This window comes from Amaricoccus macauensis (assembly GCF_049800915.1).
In the GTDB taxonomy this organism is placed as follows: Bacteria; Pseudomonadota; Alphaproteobacteria; order Rhodobacterales; family Rhodobacteraceae; genus Amaricoccus; species Amaricoccus macauensis_A.
Genome location: NZ_JBNAFY010000006.1, coordinates 94,673 through 118,431, shown reverse-complemented (window position 1 = coordinate 118,431; position 23,759 = coordinate 94,673). Strand labels below are relative to the sequence as shown.

At 58.9% G+C, this 23,759-nt stretch carries 22 protein-coding genes; 11 read left to right on the top strand and 11 right to left on the bottom strand.

The genetic code is table 11. The features are described from left to right. Positions 1-34 precede the first annotated feature (34 nt). Genes flgG through ACP15W_RS15665 form a run of 4 tightly spaced genes read left to right on the top strand, consistent with a single transcriptional unit; the run spans position 35 to position 2,617 of the window. On the top strand, positions 35-820 hold the full coding sequence (flgG, locus tag ACP15W_RS15680; RefSeq protein WP_424933860.1) for a flagellar basal-body rod protein FlgG: 786 nt from the start codon (positions 35-37) through the stop codon (positions 818-820). Between the two features lie 3 nt (positions 821-823). After that, the gene (flgA, locus tag ACP15W_RS15675) at positions 824-1,276 is read left to right on the top strand and encodes a flagellar basal body P-ring formation chaperone FlgA (protein ID WP_424933859.1); all 453 of its coding nucleotides are present in this window, start codon (positions 824-826) and stop codon (positions 1,274-1,276) included. Further along, complete coding sequence (flgH, locus tag ACP15W_RS15670; protein WP_424934052.1) at positions 1,276-2,013, top strand: flagellar basal body L-ring protein FlgH; 738 nt, start codon at positions 1,276-1,278, stop codon at positions 2,011-2,013. The genes flgA and flgH overlap by 1 nt, the downstream gene beginning before the upstream one ends. A gap of 13 nt (positions 2,014-2,026) precedes the next feature. Next, on the top strand, positions 2,027-2,617 hold the full coding sequence (locus ACP15W_RS15665) for a flagellar basal body-associated FliL family protein (RefSeq protein WP_424933858.1): 591 nt from the start codon (positions 2,027-2,029) through the stop codon (positions 2,615-2,617). 37 nt (positions 2,618-2,654) lie between these two features. Here the strand turns inward: ACP15W_RS15665 and ACP15W_RS15660 are convergent, their stop codons facing one another. The 6 genes from ACP15W_RS15660 to ACP15W_RS15635 form a co-directional block, all read right to left on the bottom strand. After that, positions 2,655-3,074, bottom strand: coding sequence for a hypothetical protein (locus ACP15W_RS15660; protein WP_424933857.1), 420 nt, complete (start codon positions 3,072-3,074; stop codon positions 2,655-2,657). After that, entirely contained in the window at positions 3,071-4,165 is a 1,095-nt protein-coding gene (flhB, locus tag ACP15W_RS15655) for a flagellar type III secretion system protein FlhB (RefSeq protein ID WP_424933856.1), read from the bottom strand. Before flhB ends, ACP15W_RS15660 begins: the two co-directional genes overlap by 4 nt. Beyond that, positions 4,162-4,941: a flagellar biosynthetic protein FliR gene (locus ACP15W_RS15650; protein ID WP_424933855.1), complete on the bottom strand. Its 780-nt coding sequence runs from the start codon at positions 4,939-4,941 to the stop codon at positions 4,162-4,164. The genes flhB and ACP15W_RS15650 overlap by 4 nt, the downstream gene beginning before the upstream one ends. A gap of 1 nt (position 4,942) precedes the next feature. After that, on the bottom strand, positions 4,943-7,033 hold the full coding sequence (gene flhA, locus ACP15W_RS15645) for a flagellar biosynthesis protein FlhA (RefSeq protein ID WP_424933854.1): 2,091 nt from the start codon (positions 7,031-7,033) through the stop codon (positions 4,943-4,945). A 13-nt stretch (positions 7,034-7,046) separates the two neighbouring features. Further along, positions 7,047-7,859, bottom strand: coding sequence for a lytic transglycosylase domain-containing protein (locus ACP15W_RS15640; RefSeq protein WP_424933853.1), 813 nt, complete (start codon positions 7,857-7,859; stop codon positions 7,047-7,049). A 541-nt stretch (positions 7,860-8,400) separates the two neighbouring features. Beyond that, positions 8,401-8,886, bottom strand: coding sequence for a peroxiredoxin (locus tag ACP15W_RS15635; RefSeq protein WP_424933852.1), 486 nt, complete (start codon positions 8,884-8,886; stop codon positions 8,401-8,403). Between the two features lie 106 nt (positions 8,887-8,992). Between ACP15W_RS15635 and rsmD the strand changes: the two genes are divergently transcribed. Both rsmD and ACP15W_RS15625 read left to right on the top strand, forming a co-directional pair. Then, entirely contained in the window at positions 8,993-9,574 is a 582-nt protein-coding gene (rsmD, locus tag ACP15W_RS15630) for a 16S rRNA (guanine(966)-N(2))-methyltransferase RsmD (protein WP_424933851.1), read from the top strand. 213 nt (positions 9,575-9,787) lie between these two features. Beyond that, positions 9,788-10,567, top strand: a complete 780-nt coding sequence (locus tag ACP15W_RS15625) for a DUF1013 domain-containing protein (RefSeq protein ID WP_424933850.1) — start codon at positions 9,788-9,790, stop codon at positions 10,565-10,567. A gap of 24 nt (positions 10,568-10,591) precedes the next feature. Here the strand turns inward: ACP15W_RS15625 and ACP15W_RS15620 are convergent, their stop codons facing one another. After that, a complete protein-coding gene (locus ACP15W_RS15620) occupies positions 10,592-11,296 on the bottom strand; it encodes a response regulator (RefSeq protein WP_424933849.1) in 705 nt (234 codons plus the stop codon). Further along, positions 11,293-11,856, bottom strand: coding sequence for a MarR family winged helix-turn-helix transcriptional regulator (locus ACP15W_RS15615; RefSeq protein ID WP_424933848.1), 564 nt, complete (start codon positions 11,854-11,856; stop codon positions 11,293-11,295). The genes ACP15W_RS15620 and ACP15W_RS15615 overlap by 4 nt, the downstream gene beginning before the upstream one ends. A 103-nt stretch (positions 11,857-11,959) precedes the next feature. Between ACP15W_RS15615 and ACP15W_RS15610 the strand changes: the two genes are divergently transcribed. From ACP15W_RS15610 to ACP15W_RS15590, 5 genes are all read left to right on the top strand, one after another. After that, positions 11,960-12,844, top strand: coding sequence for a branched-chain amino acid aminotransferase (locus tag ACP15W_RS15610; protein ID WP_424933847.1), 885 nt, complete (start codon positions 11,960-11,962; stop codon positions 12,842-12,844). Between the two features lie 228 nt (positions 12,845-13,072). Further along, a complete protein-coding gene (locus tag ACP15W_RS15605) occupies positions 13,073-14,518 on the top strand; it encodes a Do family serine endopeptidase (RefSeq protein ID WP_424934051.1) in 1,446 nt (481 codons plus the stop codon). Positions 14,519-14,727: 209 nt separating this feature from the next. Further along, a complete protein-coding gene (cysK, locus tag ACP15W_RS15600) occupies positions 14,728-15,822 on the top strand; it encodes a cysteine synthase A (RefSeq protein WP_424933846.1) in 1,095 nt (364 codons plus the stop codon). A gap of 110 nt (positions 15,823-15,932) precedes the next feature. Beyond that, complete coding sequence (locus ACP15W_RS15595; RefSeq protein ID WP_424933845.1) at positions 15,933-17,093, top strand: efflux RND transporter periplasmic adaptor subunit; 1,161 nt, start codon at positions 15,933-15,935, stop codon at positions 17,091-17,093. Between the two features lie 4 nt (positions 17,094-17,097). After that, on the top strand, positions 17,098-20,274 hold the full coding sequence (locus tag ACP15W_RS15590; RefSeq protein WP_424933844.1) for an efflux RND transporter permease subunit: 3,177 nt from the start codon (positions 17,098-17,100) through the stop codon (positions 20,272-20,274). 3 nt (positions 20,275-20,277) lie between these two features. Here ACP15W_RS15590 and ACP15W_RS15585 read toward each other — a convergent pair whose 3' ends face one another. The 3 genes from ACP15W_RS15585 to ACP15W_RS15575 all read right to left on the bottom strand — a co-directional run bounded on the left by ACP15W_RS15585 (position 20,278) and on the right by ACP15W_RS15575 (position 23,742). Beyond that, on the bottom strand, positions 20,278-20,853 hold the full coding sequence (locus ACP15W_RS15585; RefSeq protein ID WP_424933843.1) for a hypothetical protein: 576 nt from the start codon (positions 20,851-20,853) through the stop codon (positions 20,278-20,280). A gap of 26 nt (positions 20,854-20,879) precedes the next feature. Beyond that, positions 20,880-22,694 carry a M3 family oligoendopeptidase gene (locus tag ACP15W_RS15580; protein ID WP_424933842.1) on the bottom strand — a complete coding sequence of 605 codons (1,815 nt, stop codon included), beginning with the start codon at positions 22,692-22,694 and terminating at the stop codon, positions 20,880-20,882. An 82-nt stretch (positions 22,695-22,776) separates the two neighbouring features. Next, positions 22,777-23,742 (bottom strand): 2-hydroxyacid dehydrogenase, encoded by a 966-nt coding sequence (locus ACP15W_RS15575; RefSeq protein WP_424933841.1) that lies wholly within the window; start codon positions 23,740-23,742, stop codon positions 22,777-22,779. Positions 23,743-23,759: the final 17 nt, after the last annotated feature.

The window sequence follows — 23,759 nt, the reverse complement described above, 5'->3', positions numbered from 1 at the left end:
CCACACACCCTGAAGTATTGGGAGAGTTAGTAAAATGCGTGCTTTGAGTATTGCGGCAACCGGTATGTCAGCCCAGCAGCGCCGCGTCGAGGTGATCTCCAACAACCTCGCGAACATGAATACCACGGGGTATAACGCCCGCCGCGCGGAATTTGCCGACCTGCACTATCAGCAGGCGGTTCAGCCCGGTTCCATCAGTTCGGCAGAGGGGACCGTGATCCCGGCCGGCGTGCAGCTTGGTCTCGGTGTCCGAACCGCGGCCGTATCCATGGATGTCATGCAAGGGTCGTTGTCCGAAACCGGCGCTTCGCTGGATCTTGCGATTGATGGCGGTGGGTATATCGAGATTGCCCTCCCTGGCGGCGAGCAGGCCTATACCCGCGATGGCGCACTCAAGCGCAACGGCGACGGGCTGATCGTGACTTCGGATGGCTTTCAGGTTGGTGCTGGTGTGACGGTCCCTGAAGAGGCAATTGAAATTGCAATCAATGCTGATGGCGAAGTCTATGTCTATTTCCGGGATCAGATCGAGGCACAACTGATCGGCCAGTTCGACATCGTGACCTTCTCCAATGACAAGGGCCTCGAGGCTCTTGGCTCGAATCTCTACCGGGAAACCGAAGCTTCCGGCCAACCCAATGTCGGTGCTCCCGGGGAGGACGGACGCGGGATCTTCCGTCAGGGCTATCTGGAAGACTCGAGTGTCGACGCGGTGAAGGAACTCACGGATCTGATCGAGGCGCAGAGGGGCTACGAGCTCAACGCCAAGGTCATCACTGCAGCTGACCAGATGCTCTCTTCGACGGTTCAGATCAGGTAAATCATGCCACTGACGCTCCGGAACTGCGCGAATGCGGCGCTGGCGGTCCTGATGGCCGCCGCGCTGCCAGTTGAATTTGCCCTGGCTCAGGCTGTTGTGCCGATCCGGGCAATTCGCGGAGCGCAGGTGATCGGTCCGGAAGACGTAGCGATTGCGGAAGACAAGGATGCCCCGGGTGCGTATCACGACGCTTCAGCGGTCGTCGGCCAGGAGGCAAAGGTCTCGCTTTATCCCGGTCGACCTATTCTGAAGGGGCAGATCGGCGCTCCGGCAATTGTCGAGCGGAATCAGCTCGTCAAAATGATCTATGCCGAAGGTCCCCTCAATATCGCGACCGACGGTCGCTCGCTCGATCGTGGCGGTCCCGGAGATCAGATCCGTGTGATGAACCTCTCTTCCCGTCAGGTCGTGACGGGATCAGTAGCCCCCAACGGAACCATAAGGGTTGCAAGATGATGCGCCGCCGCTTCCATTCCTTCGCATGTGCCGCGCTCTCTTGTGGTTTGATCGCCTGCACACCTATCGGCAAACCGCCCGAACTGAGTGAGATCGGATCGGACTACGATGCCGCAAATGGAATGATGTCGGCTGATCGTGCCGCATTGGCAGTGCCGGCGCCGGAACCCGCAAGATTCGCCTATCAGAGTGGCTCTCTATGGAGTACAAGCCCGAGCGGTCTTTTGGGGGACAAGCGTGCCCGGAAGCTGGGTGATATTCTCACGGTCACGATCGAGATCGACGACGAGGCTGAAATCAACAACGAAACAGATCGTTCTCGCTCCGGAAGCGAAAGCGCATCCGTCGGAGCGTTCTTCGGGATCGGCCCGAAGCTTGGCCCCGATGTGGGTTCCTTCACACCCGACCTGGAGATGGGGTCAAACTCGAACTTCAGCGGCTCCGGTTCGGTTTCCCGGGACGAGAGCATCTCCTTGAGGGTTGCGGCGACTGTAGTCGATGTGCTGCCCAACGGTCATCTCGTCATACAGGGCGACCAGGAAGTACGGGTCAACAACGAGTTGCGCAACCTTCTGGTCGCGGGAATCGTGCGGCCCGAGGACATCTCCCGCTACAATGAGATCAGCTACGACCGGATCGCCGGTGCACGTATCTCATATGGCGGCCGCGGCCAGATCACCAATGTCCAGCAGCCGCGCTGGGGGCAACAGGTGATCGACCAAGTCATTCCGTACTAAGGAGCGCTTGCCTATGAAACTGCTGGTTCCCATTGCACTGGCGTTGGTTGGATTGGGTGCGGGCGTCGGGGCGGGCTTCGCACTGAAGCCACCACCACCGGAAGGCGAACACGCCCTTGCGGCTTGTGGCGACGCGCTTCATGAAGGTGATGGCGCCGCGGAGATGGAGTCAGACGGCGATCATGGACCCGTTTCCGTCGAAGATTGCACAGACGTGGCAGGTGTCGATCCCTTCGAGCCCGATGATGCAGGCAACCATGATGAGGACGAGGCAGAGGCAATCTACGTGCCTCTCGAGAAGCCTTTTGTCATTCCCGTTTTCTCGTCTGGAGAAAAAGTGGTCTCGATGGTGGTGGTTTCACTCTCGGTCGCTGCGACTGTCGAAAACCCCGACCTTGTACTTGCCATGGAACCGCGGCTGCGCGATCGGCTTCTTGATGCAATGTTCCAGCATTCGAATACGGGTGGGTTCAGCGGCAGCTTCACCGCCGGTCGCAAGATTGAAGATCTAAAGACAGCACTTCTGCGTGCCGCACAGTCGGTTATGGGGAGCGAACTGGTGACTGAGGTCCTGATCACAGAGATCAACCGGCAGGACGTTTAGCGTTCGTATCCGTCCGCGCTTCTTGCCACCCATTCTATTAGTACGTCTCGCCCCAGCCTTTCTGGGGCTGCGGCACGGGTGCTTCGCGTTCGGTCCGTGTGCGCTCTGTCTCTGCCTGCGACTTGTTCGCCTGCTCGGTCAGTTTCTCGAGAGCTTCGTGCTTGCCGAGACTGGAAGCTGCCTTCTTCCTCAATCCGGCAATTCGTTTGGCAAGTTCGACCCGCTGCTGACGCGCCAGAGCGATGTTGCGGTCAGCCCATTGCTGTCGCAGGGCCATCTGATTGAACTGGAAAGCACCTCCGTCTTCTCTGAGGTCCAGTGCCGGCGACTTCGCGTAGTGGTCGATGGCTTGGGCTAAACGACGATCCTCATTCATTGCCGCTTCCAATGCCGCGAGATCCCGCGATCTGCGTGCCTCGGCGAGCGCGGTCAATTGGCGCAGCTGTTTGGGTTTCATAGATCTCCCCTTTCCCTGGCGCTCTTGCGGGCGTGGTCAGCGAAGCGAATCGCGGCAGCAACGGCACGGTAGTGTTCCGTCGAGATCTGCTGTCCGATTTCGACCGAAGCGAAGAGTGCTCTTGCGGTAGGTGGATCGCTGTGTATCGGGATCTTCGCAGTTTCGGCGATTTCGCGAATTCTGAGTGCGATCTCGTCTTCGCCCTTCGCTATGCATTCCGGTGCCGACCCTTTTTCTCGTGACCACTTCAGAGCCACCGCAAAATGGGTTGGGTTGACGATGATGACATCTGCCTTTGGCACATCGAGCAGCATCCGGTTTGTTGCGATGGATTGGGCACGCTGACGCCGCTGGGCCTTCATGTGCGGATCGCCCTCCGATCGCTTCAGCTCTTCCTTGAGATCCTGGTAGGACATGCGCAGCTTGCGCGCGTGATCATACCGTTGCCAGAAAAGATCGAGTGCCGCGATGACCGCCGCCATTATGCAAATCGCGCTCAAGATGATCTTCAGGGAGTCGAGCATCAGCGTCACAGTAACCCGTGCGTCCGTTCTGGCCGCGCCGATCATCCGGTCGAGATCGCCTTTCATGAAGATGTAGAGCGTCAATGAAATCGCGCTCAGCTTCACGAACTGCTTGAAGAATTCCATGAGGCCCGTGGGCCCGAATTTCTGCTTTGCGTTCTTCAGAACAGAGATCTTAGAGAGTTTTGGTTTGATCTTGTCGCCTGAGAACACCACCGCCCGTTGGGCGACGAGGCTCACGATCACTGCGGCAATCGGGATAAGGAACAGTGGACCCAACGCCCAGAGGGCTTCTGACAGGATACCGCCTAGCATTGTGGGACCTGCCGGGCCAAGGATAACGCCCGCGAGCCTGTCGGGGTGACTGATGAAGATCATCAGTGTCGACGCTGCCTGTTCGACCGCAAATCCACCGACCGTAACTACCACGCCAAGGAAAGCGAGGTAGACGGCTGCTGCAGTGAGATCGTTGGAGCGAGGAATATCGCCTTTCTTGCGCGCCTCCTCCAGGCGCTGCGGGGTAGGATCGAATGACTTCTCGCCACCACCACTCGACTCGTCGCTCATCGCGGCACCGCCAAGGGGTTCATTATCACGTCATCGAGCCTGGCATTCCAGAAGGTCAGCATGAGAGGCGAGGCAAGCAGAAGCAGCAAAATGGAAGCGCCCACGATTGCCGGGGCACCAATGAAGGCAACCATGAGCGTGGGCATCGCGCGGTTGATCGCTCCAAGGGCAACGTTGTAGGCGAAGGCTGTGAGGACGAATGGCGCCGCGAGAGAGAAGCCAAGTGCAAATGCGGCACCTACTCTCGCCGTTCCCCAGGTTGCAACGTCTTGGGAAGGAATGGGCAACCCGAGCGGCAGAATCTCGTAGGAGCGCGCGAGAAGGATCGCAACCTTTACATGCAGGCCTGTCGTGACGGCGAGGGCGACACCAGCAAGCATCATCAGGTTGCCAATTGCGGGCATCGGATCGGGTGCGACACCTGACCCGAAGATCTGGGCAAGTGACGTGGACTGCGCCGCGACCGAGCCTGCAAATTGCAATGCGAAGATCATCAGCCGGAGCGAGAGACCGAGCAACAACCCTGCGCAGGCTTCTATGATCATCTGGAAGAAGAGAGGCCTTTCGGGGGAAGGCGGATCGAGTGTAGGTGCGATCATCGGCCATACGACGAGCGCAAAGGCGAATGTAAGAGCAAGCCTTACACGCTGCGGGATGGAGTTGTCGCCAAAACCGGGGAGCAGGAACATCACCGCACCGATCCGCATGAACACGAGCACGAATGATGCCAATCCGCTCTCGGCCATGTCTGTCAGGCGGGCGAGGCCCTCGATCATTTCAGGCCAGTCCCAGCACGGCAGGTCGAGCTGAAGTGCCTATCTCTTCGAATGAGAACACCGGGTTGCGAATGCCCTTTGCGCTCAGAACCGTATGGAGGAAACGACGGCGCTTTGTAGAGGTCACGACAGCCGGGTAGCGGCCCTGCCCACCGGCATTGGCGATCTTCTCCGCAATCGAGTTGGCGAGCTTGTTGAATTCGGCGGGAGGCAGCGCAACATCAACGACGCCGGATCCCTCGGGGAGCTGGTAGCGCTGGAAAAGCTCTTCCCAGGTCGGGTTCAGCTGGATCAGAGGCAGCGCTCCATCGGCCTCCCGCATGTCTGCGATGAGCTGGAAGCCAAGTCGGTGACGCACATGCTCGCAGATGGCTTCCGGGCTCACCTGAGGAGAGTAGACCTCTCCGATGGCCTCGAATATCAGCGGCAGATTGCGGATGGAGACACGTTCTTCGAGCAAGAGCCGCAGAACGGCTTGAAGGGTGTCAACCGGGAACTTGTCCGGAACGAACTCATCGAGCATCTTCTTGTTGGTCTCCGCCCTCTTCGGATCGGACAAGGACGTGAACTCGTCGAGAAGCCTGCGCATTGCCCGACGGTTGAAGAGGCGGCCGAAACTCGACTTGACGATTTCCAGAAGATGTGTGGCCACCACCTCCGTGGGGTTAACGACTGAGAGCCCCATGAGCGCGGCTTCTTCCTGCTTGGCCGGGTCGATCCAGCGTGCCGGTGCACCATAGACCGGTTCTGCAACCAGTCGGCCATCGGGAGCCTCGGCATTCTCATCGGGCAGCAAAACGAGAACCTTGCGGGTTTCAATCTGGGCGCGTGCTGTCTCGACCCCTTGTATTCGGATCACATAGAAGCCCTGCTCAAGGGCCGGGTTATCGGTCAGGCGGATCTCGGGCATGATGAGTCCGAATTCGGTCGCAATATGATTCCGCATGTTCATGATGCGCGCATCCAGACCGGAAACCTCATCCATGACGACAGGCACGAGATCAGGAGCAAACTCCATGTGAATCTCGTCAACATCCAGAAGGTCGCCGAGCGACTTGCGGGAAGAGGGCTTCTTCGTTTCCTCCTGCTGGATTGCAAGGGCCTTTGCTTCATCCTTGTCTTTGCCCAACTTGGACAGAACCGCGGCGCCGGCAAGACAGGCGGCCCCGGCTACGAAGGGAACGAAGGGCATGCCGGGGATGAAGGCAAAAAATGCCATCAGCACTGCGACCGTCCCGAGTGCCTTTGGGAAACCACCCAACTGGCGCATCAGGGCGCTGTCGGTGGAACCCACGACACCCCCCTTCGAGAGCAGCATGGCAGTGGCGATGGAGATGATGACCGAAGGAATCTGGCTCACCAGACCGTCGCCGACAGTCAGGATCGAGTAGGTCTGAAAGGCTTTGCCAATCGGCATCCCGTGAACCAGCACGCCCATGGCGAGCCCCATGACGAGGTTCAGGAGCGTGATGAGCAGCCCCGCAATCGCATCGCCCTTCACAAATTTCGACGCACCGTCTAGAGAGCCGAAGAACGTAGTTTCTTCCTGTTCAATACGTCGACGTTCGGCGGCCTCTTTGTGACTGATGGCACCCGCGGCCATATCGCTGTCGATCGCAAGTTGCTTGCCGGGCATTCCGTCGAGGGCAAAACGAGCCCCCACTTCGGCCATGCGGCCCGCGCCCTTGGTGATGACGATGAAGTTCACGATCATTAGAACGCAGAACACCACAAGGCCCAGAAAGACCGAGCCACCCATGACGAACATCGAGAAGCCCTCGATGACATTGCCTGCAGCGGATGTGCCCGTATGGCCCTCGCCAATGATGAGCTTGGTTGATGAGACATTCAGCGAAAGCCTCAGCATCAGGCTCGCGAGTAGCACCGTCGGGAAGGCGGAAAAGTCCAGAGGTCGCTGAATGAAGAGCGTGATCGTGAAGATGAGGATTGCCAGACCGAAGGAGCCCGCGAGTCCAAGGTCAAGCACCCAAGACGGCATCGGCAGGACCATCATCACGATGACGGCCATCAGGGCCATCGACAGCAGGATGGTGGGTTGAAAGAGATCTGCGATAGTCAGGTTCTTGGGCATGAGTCTCGCTGCGTCAATACAGGCTGCCGCGTGGGGCCGTCAGGAGCGGCTTGCCTTCGGTCAGGAGCGAAGACCGGCCCTCATTGAGCAGAGAGCCGGTCGCTGGAAGAAAGATTGTGCCGGCAATGCCACCCGGCGCGGGTTCGGGTGGGGGACCGAGTGCGCGCCTGCGTTCCTCGAATGTTGCTCGCGCGGTTTCCTGACGCTGCTCTAGAGTCATCCGCGTGCCCGCGCGTGGTGGTCCCACCCGACCACTGCTTGGCGCCCCGGCCGCGAATCGCGTGTTCGCGCTCTCGAGCAGAAAGGTCGAGTCTATGCCAGCGAGGATTCGATCGAACCTCTTCCGGTAGATTGAGGAATACTGCGGCGTCAGGGAATGATATGCGCCTGCGGCTTCGGACCAGTTGCCCCGCTCCTCGTAGAGCGTGCGAAGGAACTGCGCCGCATAGGTCGCCGTCCACTCCGGGTCAAACATGTCGTCGAGGCTTGGGAAGGCATGGCCATGCCAGCGATAGTTGATCTGGACGCAACCCACATCGAAGCTCTTTCGGCCATCCGCAAGGCTTTGCTTGCCGAAAGCCACGGCTTCTTCGCGATTTTTGAACCAATGCCCCTTCCCCTCGCGGTTGATTGCCCACGGCCAAGGGCGAAGGCGGCCGCCTGTCATTCGTCCGGTTTCCGTCAGTGAAATGGCATAGAGGACTTCCGGGGGAACACCCCCGCGACGGGCACCATTGACGATTGCCCGTTCACAGAGCTGTGCATTGCGCTCGTCGTCTGCTGCGCCTTCCGCCAGGGATGGCGCGGCGGAAAGGAACGCGATCATTGTGCAAAGCCCGAAGGCCAGGCGGGGCAACAACTCGAGACACTCCTCACCTCGTTATATCAAATGAGAAGTAGGCCCGCTTGGTTACCAGCAAGTTAGCAACAACGGTGGAGCGCTAACCTTTGGACTTCGCGCATGTCAGGTTCGCCCAGATTCTTTGCGCTTTCGCCACAGCTTGCAGGGGGGCAATTAACCCCATCAGCGTGAAAATCTTGTTTCAAATTTGATGAAAAGGCATGATCTCACCTGGAGAACGGGGGCAGGATCATGAATTCAGCTATGTCAGAAAGAATTGCCTATGGGCGCCGGATCCAGGATGAGGCGACTCGGCTTTTGTCCAGATTCGGAACGGACGCCGTTCGGGCAGCGCGCGATTGGGCGTCTGTTCCAGGCCTCACCCTCACCGATCAGGCCTTCCGCAATGCCGTATTGGCACGGGTTGCCCGCATGTTGGGAGACACAAAACAGCAGGCTGTCGCTTGAACGGCATTTCGGGTCGGAGCGCCACCTGAAAGCCACGCTCCGATAGTCTCTGAATGCCTCAGATCTGCTCTAGAATGGTTTCGCCGCCGCTGATTGTGCAAGCTGTGGCCGGCTCAATGTTCAGTTTCGAAACCACGGTGTCCTCAACAAGCATCGAATAGCGTTTGGACCGGCCAAAGAGACCTGCGGGCGGCGCATCGAATGCAAGGCCAATTGCAGAGGTGAAATCACCCTTTGGGTCAGCCAGCATACGGATTCCTGCGGAGGTCGCGCCAGTCGATTCGCCCCATTCTGACATCACGAACGGATCGTTGACAGAAATACAGACGATCTCGTCAACGCCTTTGCCCGAAAGGGCTTCAGCCGCTTTGACGAAACTTGGCACATGCTCTTTAGTGCAAGTGGGCGTGTAGGCACCAGGCACTGCAAAGACCACGACCTTCCGGCCCGAAAAAACATCGCCGGAAGGCACTTCCTTGGGGCCCTCCGAACCGAAGACCAGGAAGGTACTCTCGGGTAGTCTGTCCCCTACTTCGATCGCCATTGTCGCGTGTCCCTCTCATGTTGCAGGCAGTCTTTGGCACCTTATAAGAGGGCCTTCGGGAATTGCCACAACGGGTTGCGAGTATGATACTGGCAGATAGCGGCACTTGGAGGCGAACCTGATGCGGATCATTGGTGGTGTGCACCGGGGACGCGCGCTTGCCGCGATAGGCGCGGGAGACGCCAAAGCCCGTCTGCGCCCAACATCTGACAGAGTGCGAGAGAGCATTTTCAATCTACTCGCGCATGCTGCCTTTCTCGACCGGGAGATTCCAGAAGGTGCACGCGTGCTGGATCTCTTTGCCGGCACAGGGGCATTGGGTCTCGAAGCTCTGTCTCGGGGGGCGGATACCGTCACTTTCTTCGAAAGCGGTCGGCCTGCTCTGAAACTCCTCAAGCAGAACATCGAAACCCTCTCCGCAACAAGGACGACGCAGGTACTGTCGTGTGATGCGCTCCGGCCCGGGCTGAACGAAGGCGTGGGATACGATCTCGTCTTTCTTGACCCGCCCTACAATAAGGGCTTGGGCGAGAAGGCCCTTGGCGCCGCATTGCAGGGAAACTGGATCGCCGCTAATGCAGTCGTCGTGTGGGAGGAGGGCCGTGATGTCTCGCCACCGGACGGCTTTGCGATGCAGGACATCCGCCGCTATGGCGATACGATCGTCCATTTTCTGACCCGGACATAAGTGCCAATCGCTGGGAGCCTGCGAGCAGCGATTTTTGCAGTTTGAGACCAAGAGCATCTTGGGTGGGTGTCATGCCAGCCAACAAAATACTTTATTATCGCCCCGATCTTCCCTATATGCTCGCCATTCTCCCACGAAAACCGTCTCCCGCGCAGCCGCGCAACCGAGTTTTCGGACTGGGACGGACTTTGGCATGACGAAGGGAGCCGAGCCATGGCGCTACCATTGATGCAAAAGGCGACCGCCGTCTGGCTGGTCGACAACACGACACTGTCCTTCAAGCAGATCGCGGATTTCTGCGGGCTGCACGAGCTTGAGGTGAATGGCATTGCGGATGGGGAAGTCGCGCAGGGGATCAAGGGTTTCGACCCGATCGCGAACAGCCAGCTGACGGTCGCCGAGATCAAGCGCTGCGAAGAGAACCCGCGCGCCAAGCTGCAGCTTATGCACAATCCGGCCGCTGACGGTGAGATGAAGCGTAAGGGGCCGCGCTACACGCCGCTCTCCAAGAGGCAAGACAGGCCGGCGGCCATCGCCTGGCTGGTGAAGTTCCATCCGGAACTATCGGATGGCCAGATTTCCAAACTTGTCGGAACCACCAAGCCGACGATCGAGTCGATTCGCAATCGTACTCACTGGAACATCGCGAATATCTCTCCTGTTGATCCGGTTGCGCTGGGCATGTGCCGGCAGGGCGAGCTTGATGCTGCCGTGGCGAAGGCCGTGAAGAAAGCGGAAGCGGAGGGTACCGTGATGTCAAACGACGAGCGGATGAAGCTGGTTTCGACCGAGCAGTCACTCTCGATGGACGTTGAGCCGCGCATTCCCGCCAACATGGCCGGACTCGAAAACTTCACTCTCGCGGGCGATTCGAACGAAGAGGAAGATACCAAGAGCGCGGAAGAGGCGGCCCATGACGCGGAGAGCCTGTTTTCTTTCCCGACGGATCCCCGTGGCGAAGACAGCGAAGATGAGGACAATGATCGGAACTGATCGCTTCGATCAGGCCGATCAAGCTCAGTCGGGAGCGAGCATATAGCCCGCGCCGCGCACTGTCTGTAGGTAGCGCGGCGCTTTTGGATCGGCTTCGAGCTTTCGCCGAAGCCGGGTAATCTGCACATCCACCGCGCGTTCCTGGGCTTCCGCGACGCCGCCCCCCAGTTCTTCTACGAGCTCGATCCGGCTGACCGGTTCATGTGCGCGCTGGGCGAATATCCGCATCAGAAGCGCTTCGGTGGAAGTCAGCCGAATGAGTTCCTTGCCCCGCCAGAGTTCTCCTCGCGAAAGATCGTAGCGGTAGTCCCCGAGATGGATTGTCTTGGGTGGCTCCGCCTTTGTTGGGACCGCAGGCACGCGACGAAGGATCGCGTTGATTCGAAGCAGAAGTTCACGCGGCTCGAATGGCTTTGGGAGGTAGTCATCTGCACCTGCCTCAAGCCCCTTGATACGATCGTCCGCTTCACCCCGCGCAGTCAGTAGCAAGATCGGAGTTGTCATCGTCGCCCTCAGCGAGGTGGTGAGGGAAAGACCGTCCTCTCCCGGCATCATGACGTCGAGGACGATCAAATCAAATTCCAATCCCTCAAGAAGAACACGCGCATGGGCTGCATCTCGAGCAGGTGTAACCAGAAAGCCACTTCGCGCCAGGAACTTCTGCAGCAAGGTGCGAATGCGTGCATCGTCATCCACGACCAGAATATGCGACTGTTCGCTACCACTCATGACCGGTTGTTCTCGACAGGAGTAAGAACCCTTTCCCGGAGATGAGCGTCTACCATTTGCTCCAGAACCTTCCGAAATCCAACTACCGCCTCGGGTCCGGCATTCGAGAAGGCAGTTCGCATTCGCTGGCGTTGGGCCGCGGAGAGTTCGGTCTCGAGCGCCTTGCCTTGCTCGGTGAGGTAGAGCAGTCGCTGACGCCGATCTTCAGCCCCCACTCTGCTCTCGACCAAGCCGTCTTCAACGAGTTGCCGTAGTACGCGATTGAGGCTCTGTTTGGTGACACCAAGCGTGGCCAGAAGCTCATTTACGGTCAGGCCCGGAGCTCTGTTGATAAAATGGATCGCTCGGTGATGCGCTCGCCCATAGTGCCGTTTTGCGAGTATCCGATCCGGATCGGCCGTAAAGCTGCGATAGGCGAAATACATCAACTCAATTCCCTGGCGGAGCTGCTCGTCCGTCAAGAAAAGAAGCTGATCGCTGCGGGAGAAGTTTGTCGGAAAGCCGCGCTCGGGCACAAAGTCGCTCCATATTCGGAAGTTCACGCAGTTTATGTCAGTCATGTTGACATTCCAAGACTCAAATGATAGCCAAGCACACCTGCGGCGAAATAAGCTGTCGCAACCCGCGGGGATTCGGTAATATCTGACAAACTTGGAGTTCAGCATGTCTGGCGCATATGACGATCGGGATGGAGTCATCTGGATGGATGGCACGTTCGTGCCGTGGCGCGAGGCAAAGGTACATGTGCTGACCCACGCGCTTCATTATGCAAGTGCGGTTTTCGAGGGCGAGCGCGCCTATTCGGGGAAGATCTTCAAGAGCCGGGAACACAGCGAGCGCCTGCTCACCTCGTGCGATCTGCTCGACATACCGCGCCCCTACAGCGTCGATGAGCTCGAGGCGGCGAAGAGCGAAGCACTCGAGCGGAGCGGATTGCAGGATGCCTATGTCCGTGCACTCATCTTCCGGGGGTCGGGCCCGGATATGGGTGTGGCATCCGCGCGCAATCCGGTCTGCACCTCGATTGCCGTGTGGGAATGGGGTGCATACTACGGCGATGCGAAGATGAACGGCGCTAAGCTCGACATCTCCAAGTGGAAACGACCTAGCCCGGAGACAATCCCCTCAAAGGCTAAGGCTAGCGGTCTCTACATGATCTGCACGATGTCAAAGCATGCCGCGGAGGCCAAGGGCTGCTCCGACGCGCTGATGATGGACTACCGCGGCTACGTCGCCGAGGCTACCGGAGCCAACGTGTTCTTCGTGAAAGATGGGGAAGTGCATACGCCCAAGCCTGATTGCTTCCTCGATGGCATCACCCGCCGGACAGTAATCGACCTTCTTAAGGAGCGTGGTGTCAAAGTCATCGAACGTCACATTGACCCGGCCGAAATGGAAGGCTTCGAGCAGTGCTGGCTGACTGGCACGGCGGCAGAAGTCACACCTGTGGGGCAAATCGGTGACTACACATTCGAGGTAGGTGCGCTGACCCGAGATATAGCTTCAGCCTACGAGAAGCTCGTAAGGGGCGTCCTTCAGGCGGCCTGACCCGTTGATCGCGGTTTGGTTGAAGGCTTCGGGCTTCAATCGACAACGATGCGCACGGGCGTGTGATAGCGTGTTATCAGATCTCGGGAGACAGTTGTCAAAATCGGCGCTACGATTGGTGACTGTCTCTGAATGAGATCCGCAATCGCACCGAGAGGAGGGCATCATTTGGCACGTTCGGCTGCACGAGCTGCGATCACCGAGGTCGGCTCACGAAGTTCGAAGGGCTTGGCAACAGGCTTCCTCGGGGTGTTGATCACGGTAGCCTGTCTGTTGGTCTTCGCAGGTTCATCTCCGTCTTGGGCACGCGGTCCCCTGCCGGAGAGTTTTGCCGATCTTGCCGAAACTCTCAGTCCTTCCGTGGTCAATATCACCACAACAACCAATGTCGCGCAGGCAGACGGAATGCGGCCGATCGTTCCCGAAGGCTCCCCTTTCGAGGATCTCTTTCGGGACTTCCTGGACCGTCAGCAGAATGGTGAGCCTCGACGTCAGCGCCGCTCAAGCGCGCTTGGTTCCGGCTTTCTCATTTCCGAGGACGGCTACATCGTCACGAATAATCATGTCATAGAATCCGCCGATGAAATTAGCGTTGAGCTTTTCTCCGGTGAGATGCTAGACGCAAATATTGTCGGCCGTGACCCGAGAACCGATCTCGCACTTTTGAAGGTCGAGCGCGAGGACCCGCTTCCCTTCGTGACATTCGGTGACTCGGATGCCGCGCGGGTCGGGGAATGGGTTCTGGCCATCGGCAATCCGCTCGGGCAGGGGTTTTCGGTTTCTGCCGGCATTGTCTCTGCTCGCAACCGCACCCTACAGGGCAACTACGATGATTTCATCCAGACCGACGCGGCGATCAACCGCGGCAATTCTGGAGGCCCGCTCTTCAACATGGATGGCGACGTGATCGGGGTGAATACCGCGATCCTGAGCCCGAATGGCGGTTCGATCGGTATCGGTTTTGCCATGTCTTCGGCTGTTGTCGAGCGCGTGGTGATGCAGCTTCGCAATTTTGGCGAGACGCGCCGCGGTTGGCTCGGAGTTCGTATCCAGAACGTGGACCCGGACATGGCCGAAGCCCTTGGACGCAATTCCACCGATGGTGCAATGGTCACGGATGTGCCCGAAGGGCCTGCGCGTCAGGGGGGCATGCAGACGGGCGACGTGATCCTTGAGTTCGATGGCGAGGTGATCGACGATACTCGCGAACTTGTCAGGATCGTGGCCGATACTCAGGTGGGGAAAGAGGTCGATGTCGTCGTGCTCCGCAATGGAAAGGAAGAAACGCTTTCCGTGAAGATCGGGCTGCTTGAGGATGAGCCGACATTGGCGGCTGCCACCGTTGACAGCCCGGATGATGCTGGCCAGCCTGAGGAAAGCGCAATTCTCGGCATGTCCGTTTCCGAACTCGATGACAATCTGCGTGATCAGTATGGTCTTGATGCAGACGTCCGCGGCCTCCTTGTTCTCGAAGTGGAAAGCAGTTCCGACGCCTATTCGAAGGGTATGCGCGAAGGCGATGTGATCGCGGAGGTCGGCCAAGAAAGCGTTCGAAGCCCTCAAGACATGAACAAGCGGATTGAAGCGGCCGAAGCGGCAGGCCGAAACTCGATTCTTCTTCTTGTTCGTCGCGATGGAGCGCCGCGGTTCGTTGCACTGAACCTCAGCCGTTGATGCTGCTCATTTCTTGACTGACTTTTGGGGTCGTGCATCGCGATGTGCGGCCCCATCTTGTAGATGGCCGACACACACAGGAAACCCTCATTTTCGGCAAAACGGTTTGGCCGTAGCCGTGGTCCGGTTATAGGTTTAGACCTGAAGCTGCAGAGTGAAAGGCCCGCAAATTCGGGTCCTCTGGGGTGAAATCTGGAAGGGGGGAGAAAATGGCTTCAGCAGTTGGATCGAGCGGCAAAGTGCGTCAGACCGAGGGGCTCGGGCAGACCTTTGACAGCATTATCGAGACCGTAGGGAACACGCCATGCGTCCGCATCAACCGTCTCGCTCCCGATGGCGTGACAATCTACGTCAAATGCGAGTTCTTCAATCCGGCCTCTTCGGTGAAAGATAGGCTGGCACTCAACATTATTGAGGCGGCCGAGCGCGACGGATCCCTCAAACCCGGTCAGACGGTCGTAGAGGCGACATCAGGAAACACCGGTATTGGTCTCGCCATGGTGTGTGCCGCAAAGGGGTATCCACTCGTGGTGACCATGGCCGAAAGCTTTTCGGTCGAGCGTCGCCAGGTCATGCGCTACCTCGGAGCGAAGGTCATCCTGACACCAAAGGGCCAGAAGGGCACCGGTATGTACATGAAAGCCAAGGAATTGGCTGAGAAGAACGGGTGGTTTCTCGCGCGTCAGTTCGAAACCGACGCCAATGCCGAAATTCATGAAAACACCACAGCCCGGGAGATCCTGGCCGATTTCGCCGGTCAGAAGCTCGACTATTTCATTACGGGCTATGGAACGGGTGGCACAGTCGCCGGCGTAGGCCGCGTTCTGAAGAAAACATGGCCCGAAGCCAGGATCATTCTTTCGGAGCCTGCCAACGCGCAGCTTGTCGGCTCAGGAACACCGCAGAAGCGCACGGAGGACCACGGCCCGGCCGAGAGCCACCCATCCTTCGAACCCCATCCGATCCAAGGATGGACGCCCGACTTTATCCCTCATGTGCTTCAAGAAGCCATTGACGGAAACTACTACGATGAACTTATCCCCGTTTCGGGGCCGGACGGCATGAAATGGGCGCGCGAACTTGCCGCGAAGGAGGGCATTTTTACAGGCGTCTCTGGCGGTTCGACCTTTGCAATTGCGATGCAGATCGCAGAGAGGGCCGCGCCAGGTTCGGTCATCCTCGCCATGTTGCCTGACACTGGAGAACGCTATCTTTCGACTCCGCTCTTCGAGCCTTTTGGTGCGGACATGAACGACGAGGAAGTAGAGATCTCGCGTTCGACGCCGGGTTACCAGCTCGACTGAGGGCAACAGATATCTGCGTGGGCCGCGTTTGCACGGATTGCGGCCCGGCAACTGACATCGTTTGTCGAGGACCGAACAGGGCCTCTTCACTACATTGGGATGTAATTGCCATGCTTCTTCGCGCTTTGAATGTGACTTGGGTGCGACCCTTCCTCCTGTTGTTCGCGCTCACGGCCATCGCAGGGTGTGATGACGAGCAGAGTGACGCTGAGGGCGGAGGAGCGGCAGCGGCCCCCAGTGTTACCGTGGCCGGAATTTCCTCCCGTGAGATTACCAGCGTCTTCAGTTTCGTCGGCCGTGTGAGAGCGGTTGATTCCATCGATCTCGTGCCGCGTGTTCAGGGTTTTCTCAAGGCGCCGGCAGTAACGGATGGCTCCTGGGTCAAGCAGGGAGATCTCCTGTTCGAGATCGAGCCTGAAGAGTTCGAGGCTGACCTGACGGCGGCACAAGCGGCTGCGGCGCAACAGGAAGCAGAACTCGCGCTGGCGGAAATCGAACTGGAACGAAATACCAAGCTTCTGCAGTCAAACACCGTCGCTCAGGCCCAATACGACGCCTCACTGGCGCAGCGCGACGCCACAAAGGCGAGCCTGGAAGCCGCAAACGCACAGATATCGCTTGCCCAGCTCAACCTAGACTACACAAAGATTCATGCGCCCTTCTCGGGCCGCATTGGCGAGATTCAGGTAAGTGAAGGCGATACCGTCGGACCAGGTGTGACACTTACTCGACTCGTGAGCCTTAGCCCGATCGAGGTCAGCTTTTCCCTTAGCGAGAGCACATACCTCGATATCTTGCAGCATATCGGCACCGAGACGCTCGGTACCCATGACGGCCCGGAGAGCACGCCCATCAAACTCATCCTGCCCAACGGGAATGCCTATGGCGAGATCGGTAAGATCATCTTTGTCAACAATACGGTCGATCCACAAACCGGTACGATCACGGTGCGCGCGCGGTTTGACAACGCGGACAACCTCCTTGCTCCCGGGATCTACGTTGCCGTCGAGGTCGAACAGGAAGCTCCAGTATCCCGCCTCGTCGTGCCGCAGGCTGCGGTGCAGCGAGACCAGCGCGGCAGCTTTGTGCTTGTCGTGGGCAGCGAAGGAACTGTCGAACAGCGCTATGTCGAAATAGGGCCGACCGACGGTACGGATTTCATACTCCGCAGTGGTCTGCAGGAAGGCGAAAGCGTTATCACGGAGGGGCTTCAGCGTGTTCGGCCGGGCGTTCCGGTGAACGCGGTGGTGGCCGGCGGAACGGAGGGCTGAGGCGATGATTTCGTCTACCTTTATCGACCGCCCGAAATTCGCACTGGTAATCTCCATCGTGATCTCACTCATCGGTGGGATCGCTTACATTGTGCTTCCCGTCGAACAGTTTCCGCAGATCACCCCGCCCGTCGTGCGGGTTTCCGCCAGTTTCACCGGCGCGAGCGCGGAGACACTCGAAGAAACCGTCGCCGCCCCGATCGAAGCCCAGGTCAACGGGGTGGATGACATGCTCTATATGTCATCCACCAGTGCGGACAGCGGGTCCTACAGCCTCGATGTGACCTTCGCTGTCGGCACGGATCCTGACCTTGCAACGGTAAATACCCAGAACCGTGTAAGCCAGGCGGTCAACCAATTGCCGGCCGAGGTGAACCAGAACGGTGTCTCGACACAGAAATCGAGCACCAACATGCTCATGCTGGTGACGGTCTTCTCCGAGGACGAAGGCTATGACGAGGTGTTCCTGTCGAACTTCGCCTCGATCAATTTGCGCGACGCATTGAGCCGGGTCACCGGGGTCGGCCGCGTCGATGTGATGACTGACTTCTCCTACGGAATGCGCATCTGGCTCGATCCTGACAGGCTGGCCAGCCTTGGCATGACACCTACCGATTTCGCCAATGCGATCTCCGATCAGAATGCCATCGTGCCGGCCGGCCAGATCGGTGCACCACCAGCCGCCGCCGATCAGCAATTTCAGTATACCGTGAAGGCCAAAGGCCGCCTGTCTGACCCAGCCGAGTTTGAGCAAATCGTTCTGCGCACCGGTGAAGATGGCGCGATTGTCACGGTTGGAGATGTAGCGCGCGTGGAGCTGGGTTCTCAGGTTTACAGCTTCGCCGGACGTTACGACCGCGAAAGCGCGACGGTAATGGCTGTCTATCAGGCTCCCGGTGCGAACGCACTCGACGTCTCTGAAGGTGTGCTGGCGGAGTTGGACCGTTTAAAGGCACGCTTCCCCCAGGGGGTGGACTATGAAGTGCCCTTCAACACCACAGCATTCGTCGAGAGTTCGCTAGACGACGTGATCGAGACACTTCTGATTGCCTTCGTCTTGGTGATTTCGGTTGTTTTCATCTTCCTGGGGAACTTGCGTGCCACCATCGTTCCCATGGTCGCGATTCCAGTCTCACTTATCGGTGCCTTCGCGATCATGTTTGCATTGGGCATGTCACTGAACACGGTGACGCTCTTCGCGCTCGTGCTCGCCATCGGTATTGTGGTGGATGACGCGATTATCGTGGTGGAAAACGTCGAGCATCACATCGCAGAAGGTCTTTCGCCGCGGGATGCGACCCGGCTTGCCATGCGAGAAATCACGGCCCCGGTCATAGCGACGACCCTTGTGCTTCTTGCTGTTTTTGTGCCGGTCACGATCATGCCGGGGATCACTGGCCGGCTTTATAGCCAGTTCGCCATTACGATCTCCGGAGCCGTCATCATTTCGTCGATCAATGCGCTGACCCTTTCTCCCGCGCTTTGCGCGCTCATTCTGAAGCCGCGCCAGGGGCCGCCCAAGGGACTGCTCGCGGGATTCGAGCGCACGATCGGGGTCGCGAGGGACGGATATGCCGCAATTGTCGCGGCTCTTGCGCGGAAGGCGGTCTTCGGCCTCGTCGCAATCGCGCTTGTAGTTGCCGGGATTGGAGGCCTTTCCGGAGTGGTGCCCTCGGGTTTTCTGCCCGACGAGGATCAGGGCTTTCTTATGGTCGATGTGCAACTCCCCGAGGGCGCTTCACTCAATCGTACCGAAGCGGTGAGTCGCGAGATGGAGGCCATGCTCGAAGAGGTGCCGGGTATTGCCCATCTCGTGACCGTCGACGGCTTCTCGATGCTGAACGGAGGTGCGTCGTCGAACGCGGCCTTCATGGCGATAACGCTTACGCCATGGTCCGAACGCACCGAGCCCGAGCTTTCCGCGCAGGCGCTGCTCGCAAAGATTCAGGGCATGTTCAATACCATCCCGTCAGCTTCGATTATCGCCTTCAACCCGCCGCCCATCGCTGGGTTGGGCAGTGCGGGTGGTGTCGAGATGAAAATTCAGCAGACGGGTGGCGGCTCTCCTCAGGATCTTGCCTCGGCCATCGGTAGCATGGTCTACGCCGCCAATCAGCGCCCCGAAATTGCGCTGGCCTATTCCACCTTCCGGGCCAACGTTCCGCAGCTCTTCGTCGATCTCGATCGCGAGAAGGCCAAGACGCTCGATGTGAATGTCTCCGAGGTCTTCGGCACCTTGCAAGCGTATCTGGGCTCCTACTACGTCAACGACTTCAACATGTTCGGTCGGGTCTACAAGGTGATGATGCAGGCCGACAGCGGCTACCGCGACACGGTGGATGACATTGGCAAGCTCTATGTCCGCTCGAATGGTGGCGAAATGGTACCGATGAGCACATTGGTCACGGTCGATAACATTCTTGGACCGATGAGCCTCAACCGGTTCAACATGTTCCGTGCCGCCAGCGTGACCGCCAATCCGGCGCCGGGCTATTCCACCGGATCGGCCATCGCGGCACTAGAGGAGGTTGCATCCGACGCGCTTCCCCCTGGTTACGCTTTCGAATGGACGGGGTCTGCGGTGCAGGAACAGGAGGCCGGCGGACTCGTCGCGCTCATCCTCGGGCTAGCGGTTATCTTCGCCTACCTGTTTCTCGTGGCGCAGTACGAAAGCTGGACGATGCCCATCGCAATCCTCCTTACGGTCATTGTCGCCATTTTCGGCGCCTATTGCGCGGTCTGGGTCGCAGGCAAGGATGCGAATCTCTACACCCAGATCGGAATGATCATGTTGGTCGGTATGGGCGCGAAGAATGCCATTCTCGTGGTGGAGTTCGCCATGGAGACGCGCGCCAAGGGTGCCTCGATCTACGATGCCGCACTCACCGCCGCTCGTCTCCGGTTCAGAGCTGTGCTCATGACAGCACTTTCCTTCCTGCTCGGAGTTTTCCCGCTCGTAATCGCATCTGGTGCGGGTGCTGCGAGCCAAAGCTCGATCGGAGTTGCGGTTTTTGGTGGCATGCTGGCCGCAACCACCCTCGGACTGATCCTTATCCCGGTACTCTACGTTGCGATCCAAGCCGCGCGCGAATGGAGCAAACGGCAATACCAAGGCATCTACACACCGCTGGATGCACCAGAGTCAGAAAAGGGCTTGGTAGAGCCGACCGCGCCGGCATAAGGCTCAGTCCGTGCGGCGGCAGAAGATCGTGATGCCCCTGAAGCGGTGATTGGTGGATTTCCACATGCCGATCACCGCTTCAATGTCGAATGTGTCCTTGCGATACATCGGCAGCACCTGGTCGAGCCAAACCACGTGGGTTCCCGGCCTCACACGGGACAATGCGCGCATGACCTTGTTCCGGCTCACCATGCTTGTGCCGTAGTGATCGCAATCCTCGACGCTGTAGGGCGGATCCGCGAGGACGAGGTCATACTGTCCAAGCGGCACGCCTTCGAGGCTCTGGGCATCGTCGAGGTAAGTGGGCTTCAGGTCCGGGTTAATGTCGACCGTGTCGCCGGGGAAGAGCTCCGTATCGACCCGCCCGCTGAAGAGGTGCAATACCCGCTGTTTATCCGGAAAAAGCGCTTTTATCCGGCGAAGATAGCCTGCCGGGTAACCTCCGTAGTACTCGGATTTCACCCGGTAGTTGTTGCCCATGATCCACGTGCCGACGACGCGGCCATCCTCGGCCACGAAAAGGCTGCGCGGGTATCTCGTTTCCCGCGCATAGCTCTCGATCCGCTCTTCCCAAGTCATCGGCGAGCTCACGCTTTTCGCAAGGCTCACCCTTCCATCGCCTCGAGCTCGTCGATCATAGAGGAAATGAGGTCGAGCCCCTTATCCCAGAATTTGGGGTCGGATGCATCGAGCCCGAAGGGCGCCAGAAGCTCCTTGTGATGCTTCGAGCCGCCGGCCTTCAGCATCTCGCAATACTTCTCCGCGAAGGCTGGGTCACCGTCCTGGTAGACGGCGTAAAGTGCATTCACCAGCCCATCGCCGAACGCATAGGCATAAACGTAGAACGGCGAATGGATGAAATGCGGGATATACGTCCAGAAGGTCTCGTAGCCTTCCATGAAGTTGAATACCGGACCAAGGCTTTCGGCCTGGATGCTCATCCAGATCTCATTGATATCATCTGGCGTCAGTTCGCCCTCGCGGCGCGCTGCATGAAGCTTGCATTCGAAATCATAGAAGGCGATCTGACGCACGACCGTGTTGATCATGTCCTCGACCTTGCCGGCGAGCAGAACCTTGCGGGTCTTCTGGTCGGGGGCGGCATCCAGCAACCGGCGGAAGGTCAGCATCTCCCCGAAAACGCTTGCAGTCTCAGCCAACGTAAGTGGCGTAGAGGAGAGCAACTCGCCCTGTTCAGCCGCGAGAACCTGGTGAACGCCATGCCCCAGTTCATGAGCAAGTGTCATCACATCGCGCGGTTTGCCGAGATAGTTAAGCATCACGTAGGGATGCACCTCGGTTACGGTGGGATGCGCAAAAGCGCCCGGAGCCTTGCCGGGCTTTACCGGGGCGTCGATCCAGCCTTTCTCGAAAAACGGCTCGGCAATCTCGGCCATCTTCGGATCAAAGCCCGAATAGGCCCCAAGCACGGTTTCGCGCGCCTCGGTCCAGCCGATCTTGCGATCGTCCTCCATCGGCAGCGGCGCATTGCGATCCCAGACTTCGAGTTGCTCCAGTCCCAGCCATTTGGCTTTCAGGGCATAGTAGCGATGCGAGAGCTTCGGATACGCGCTGACCACCGCGTTGCGCAGTGCCTCGACGACCTCGGGTTCAACATCGTTCGAGAGATGGCGAGCGGTTTGAGGGGTCGGTAGCTTGCGCCAGCGGTCCTCGATTTCCTTTTCCTTCGCCAGCGTATTGGTGATGCGCGCAAACAGCGGGAGGTTCTCTTTGAAAACGCCTGCAAGCGCCTCGGCCCCGGCCTGACGCCTTGCGCGATCCTGCTCGGTCAGAAGGTTCAGCGTCGCCTCGAGCGTGAGGATTTCGCCATCAACGTCGAAGGTCAGCCCCGCCATCGTCTCGTCAAAGAGCCGGTTCCAGGCAGCTGCGCCGACGACGGATTGGTCATGGAGAAACTTTTCCAGCTCGTCCGAGAGCTGGTAGGGTTTCATGGCGCGGATGCGATCAATTACCGGCTTGTAGCGCGCGAGTTCGTCATCTTCTGCCAGCCGCGCGTCGAGCGCTCCATCGTCAATACGGTTCAGTTCGAGTGAAAAGAAGACCAGGGGCGTAGAGATATCCGTTATCTCGCCCTGCTTGTCCCCAAAGAACTTGGCACGGTTCGCATCGGTCGTATTTTGATAATAGCGCAGGCCCGCATAGCTCATGATGCGGCCCGAAACTGTCTGGATCTTCTCGTAGCGCCGGATTGCGCCGAGCAGACCCGCGGCATCGAGCGTGCCGAGCTTGCCTTCGAAATCTGCGGCAAATGCCTGGCATTCGGCGCGCAGCCAATCCATGTCGCGTGCAATCTCAGGCGCATCCGGCCCTGTGTAGAGATCGTCGAGGTTCCATTCGGGCAGGTCGCCAAGAGTGTCACCGGCGGCTGCATCGCGGGCGTCGAATAGGGGCGTGTGCATCGGACCTCCGTGGTTTGTCACGCACATTTAGGCGTCCGATGGCCCAAAGTCGATGGCAACGACGCGGAGAAATGGGGCCGTTCTACACGACTTTGCTCGGCAGTTCCCGACCGTCGAAGAACGCCTCAAGGTTGTCCACCGCCAGCATACCCATGGCCGTTCGCGTCTCTACGGTCGCACTGCCGATATGCGGCAGGAGCGTGACGTTCGGCAGCGTCAGTAGAGCCTCGGGAACATGAGGCTCTTCGGCGAAAACATCGAGACCGGCGCCCGCCAGACGACCTTCCCGCAGCGCATGGGCAAGGGCGGCCTCATTCACCAGATCGCCTCGTGCAGTATTCACGAGGTATGCGCCCGGCTTCATTGCCGCCAGTTCCTCGGCCGAGATCAGCCCGCTGTTCGATCCGCCGCCGGGGAGGTGTAGCGAAACAACATCGGAAACCGCCAGCAGCCGCTTCAGCGAAGTGAGGCCGTCGGCCGGAAAATCGAACGGCCCCTTGGGCGACCGGCTATGATAGGCAATCTTCATTCCGAAGCCGAAATGAGCCCGACGTGCAGTTGCCTCACCGATCCGCCCCATGCCGACAATGCCGAGGGTCTTGCCCTGCAGCCCGGTGCCAAGAAAGCCAGTTGGTGCGAACTGCTTCCATTCCCCACGCCGCAGGATCGCTTCGCTCTCGGTCATGCGCCGGGTCGCGGCAAGGATCAGCGCCATGGCGAGATCGGCCGTCGCGTCGGTAAGCACGTCCGGAGTGTTCGTGATCGTAAGACCCTGCGCCTCTGCTGCGTCGAGATCGATATTGTTCACACCCACACCGAAATTCGCGATAATCCGCGTCCTGCGCCTGCCCTCTGCCGAGAGGATCTCCTCGTCGAAGAGATCGGTCACGGTGCAGAGCATACCATCGGCATGCTTGAGTGCTAGCGTCAGCCGATCGCTTGTGAAGGGTGTGTCATCCGGATTCAGGGCAACGATGAAGCTATCGCGAAGGCGGTCCTCAACCGGTTTCGGCAGTTTGCGCGTCACGATAATTCTCGGAGGGCTCATGGCGTGTCTCGGTTGGT

Excerpts from the sequence above, each read along its gene's own strand:
- ACP15W_RS15650 (WP_424933855.1), bottom strand. The coding sequence starts at position 4,941 with ATGATCGAGGGCCTCGCCCGCCTGACAGACATGGCCGAGAGCGGATTG.
- cysK (WP_424933846.1), top strand. The coding sequence starts at position 14,728 with ATGGCTTCAGCAGTTGGATCGAGCGGCAAAGTGCGTCAGACCGAGGGG.
- ACP15W_RS15595 (WP_424933845.1), top strand. The coding sequence starts at position 15,933 with ATGCTTCTTCGCGCTTTGAATGTGACTTGGGTGCGACCCTTCCTCCTG.
- ACP15W_RS15590 (WP_424933844.1), top strand. The coding sequence starts at position 17,098 with ATGATTTCGTCTACCTTTATCGACCGCCCGAAATTCGCACTGGTAATC.
- ACP15W_RS15610 (WP_424933847.1), top strand. The coding sequence starts at position 11,960 with ATGTCTGGCGCATATGACGATCGGGATGGAGTCATCTGGATGGATGGC.
- ACP15W_RS15640 (WP_424933853.1), bottom strand. The coding sequence starts at position 7,859 with ATGATCGCGTTCCTTTCCGCCGCGCCATCCCTGGCGGAAGGCGCAGCA.
- ACP15W_RS15615 (WP_424933848.1), bottom strand. The coding sequence starts at position 11,856 with ATGACTGACATAAACTGCGTGAACTTCCGAATATGGAGCGACTTTGTG.
- flhA (WP_424933854.1), bottom strand. The coding sequence starts at position 7,033 with ATGCCCAAGAACCTGACTATCGCAGATCTCTTTCAACCCACCATCCTG.
- flhB (WP_424933856.1), bottom strand. The coding sequence starts at position 4,165 with ATGAGCGACGAGTCGAGTGGTGGTGGCGAGAAGTCATTCGATCCTACC.
- flgA (WP_424933859.1), top strand. The coding sequence starts at position 824 with ATGCCACTGACGCTCCGGAACTGCGCGAATGCGGCGCTGGCGGTCCTG.
- ACP15W_RS15635 (WP_424933852.1), bottom strand. The coding sequence starts at position 8,886 with ATGGCGATCGAAGTAGGGGACAGACTACCCGAGAGTACCTTCCTGGTC.
- ACP15W_RS15620 (WP_424933849.1), bottom strand. The coding sequence starts at position 11,296 with ATGAGTGGTAGCGAACAGTCGCATATTCTGGTCGTGGATGACGATGCA.
- ACP15W_RS15575 (WP_424933841.1), bottom strand. The coding sequence starts at position 23,742 with ATGAGCCCTCCGAGAATTATCGTGACGCGCAAACTGCCGAAACCGGTT.
- ACP15W_RS15625 (WP_424933850.1), top strand. The coding sequence starts at position 9,788 with ATGGCGCTACCATTGATGCAAAAGGCGACCGCCGTCTGGCTGGTCGAC.
- ACP15W_RS15585 (WP_424933843.1), bottom strand. The coding sequence starts at position 20,853 with ATGACTTGGGAAGAGCGGATCGAGAGCTATGCGCGGGAAACGAGATAC.
- ACP15W_RS15580 (WP_424933842.1), bottom strand. The coding sequence starts at position 22,694 with ATGCACACGCCCCTATTCGACGCCCGCGATGCAGCCGCCGGTGACACT.
- ACP15W_RS15665 (WP_424933858.1), top strand. The coding sequence starts at position 2,027 with ATGAAACTGCTGGTTCCCATTGCACTGGCGTTGGTTGGATTGGGTGCG.
- flgG (WP_424933860.1), top strand. The coding sequence starts at position 35 with ATGCGTGCTTTGAGTATTGCGGCAACCGGTATGTCAGCCCAGCAGCGC.
- ACP15W_RS15660 (WP_424933857.1), bottom strand. The coding sequence starts at position 3,074 with ATGAAACCCAAACAGCTGCGCCAATTGACCGCGCTCGCCGAGGCACGC.
- flgH (WP_424934052.1), top strand. The coding sequence starts at position 1,276 with ATGCGCCGCCGCTTCCATTCCTTCGCATGTGCCGCGCTCTCTTGTGGT.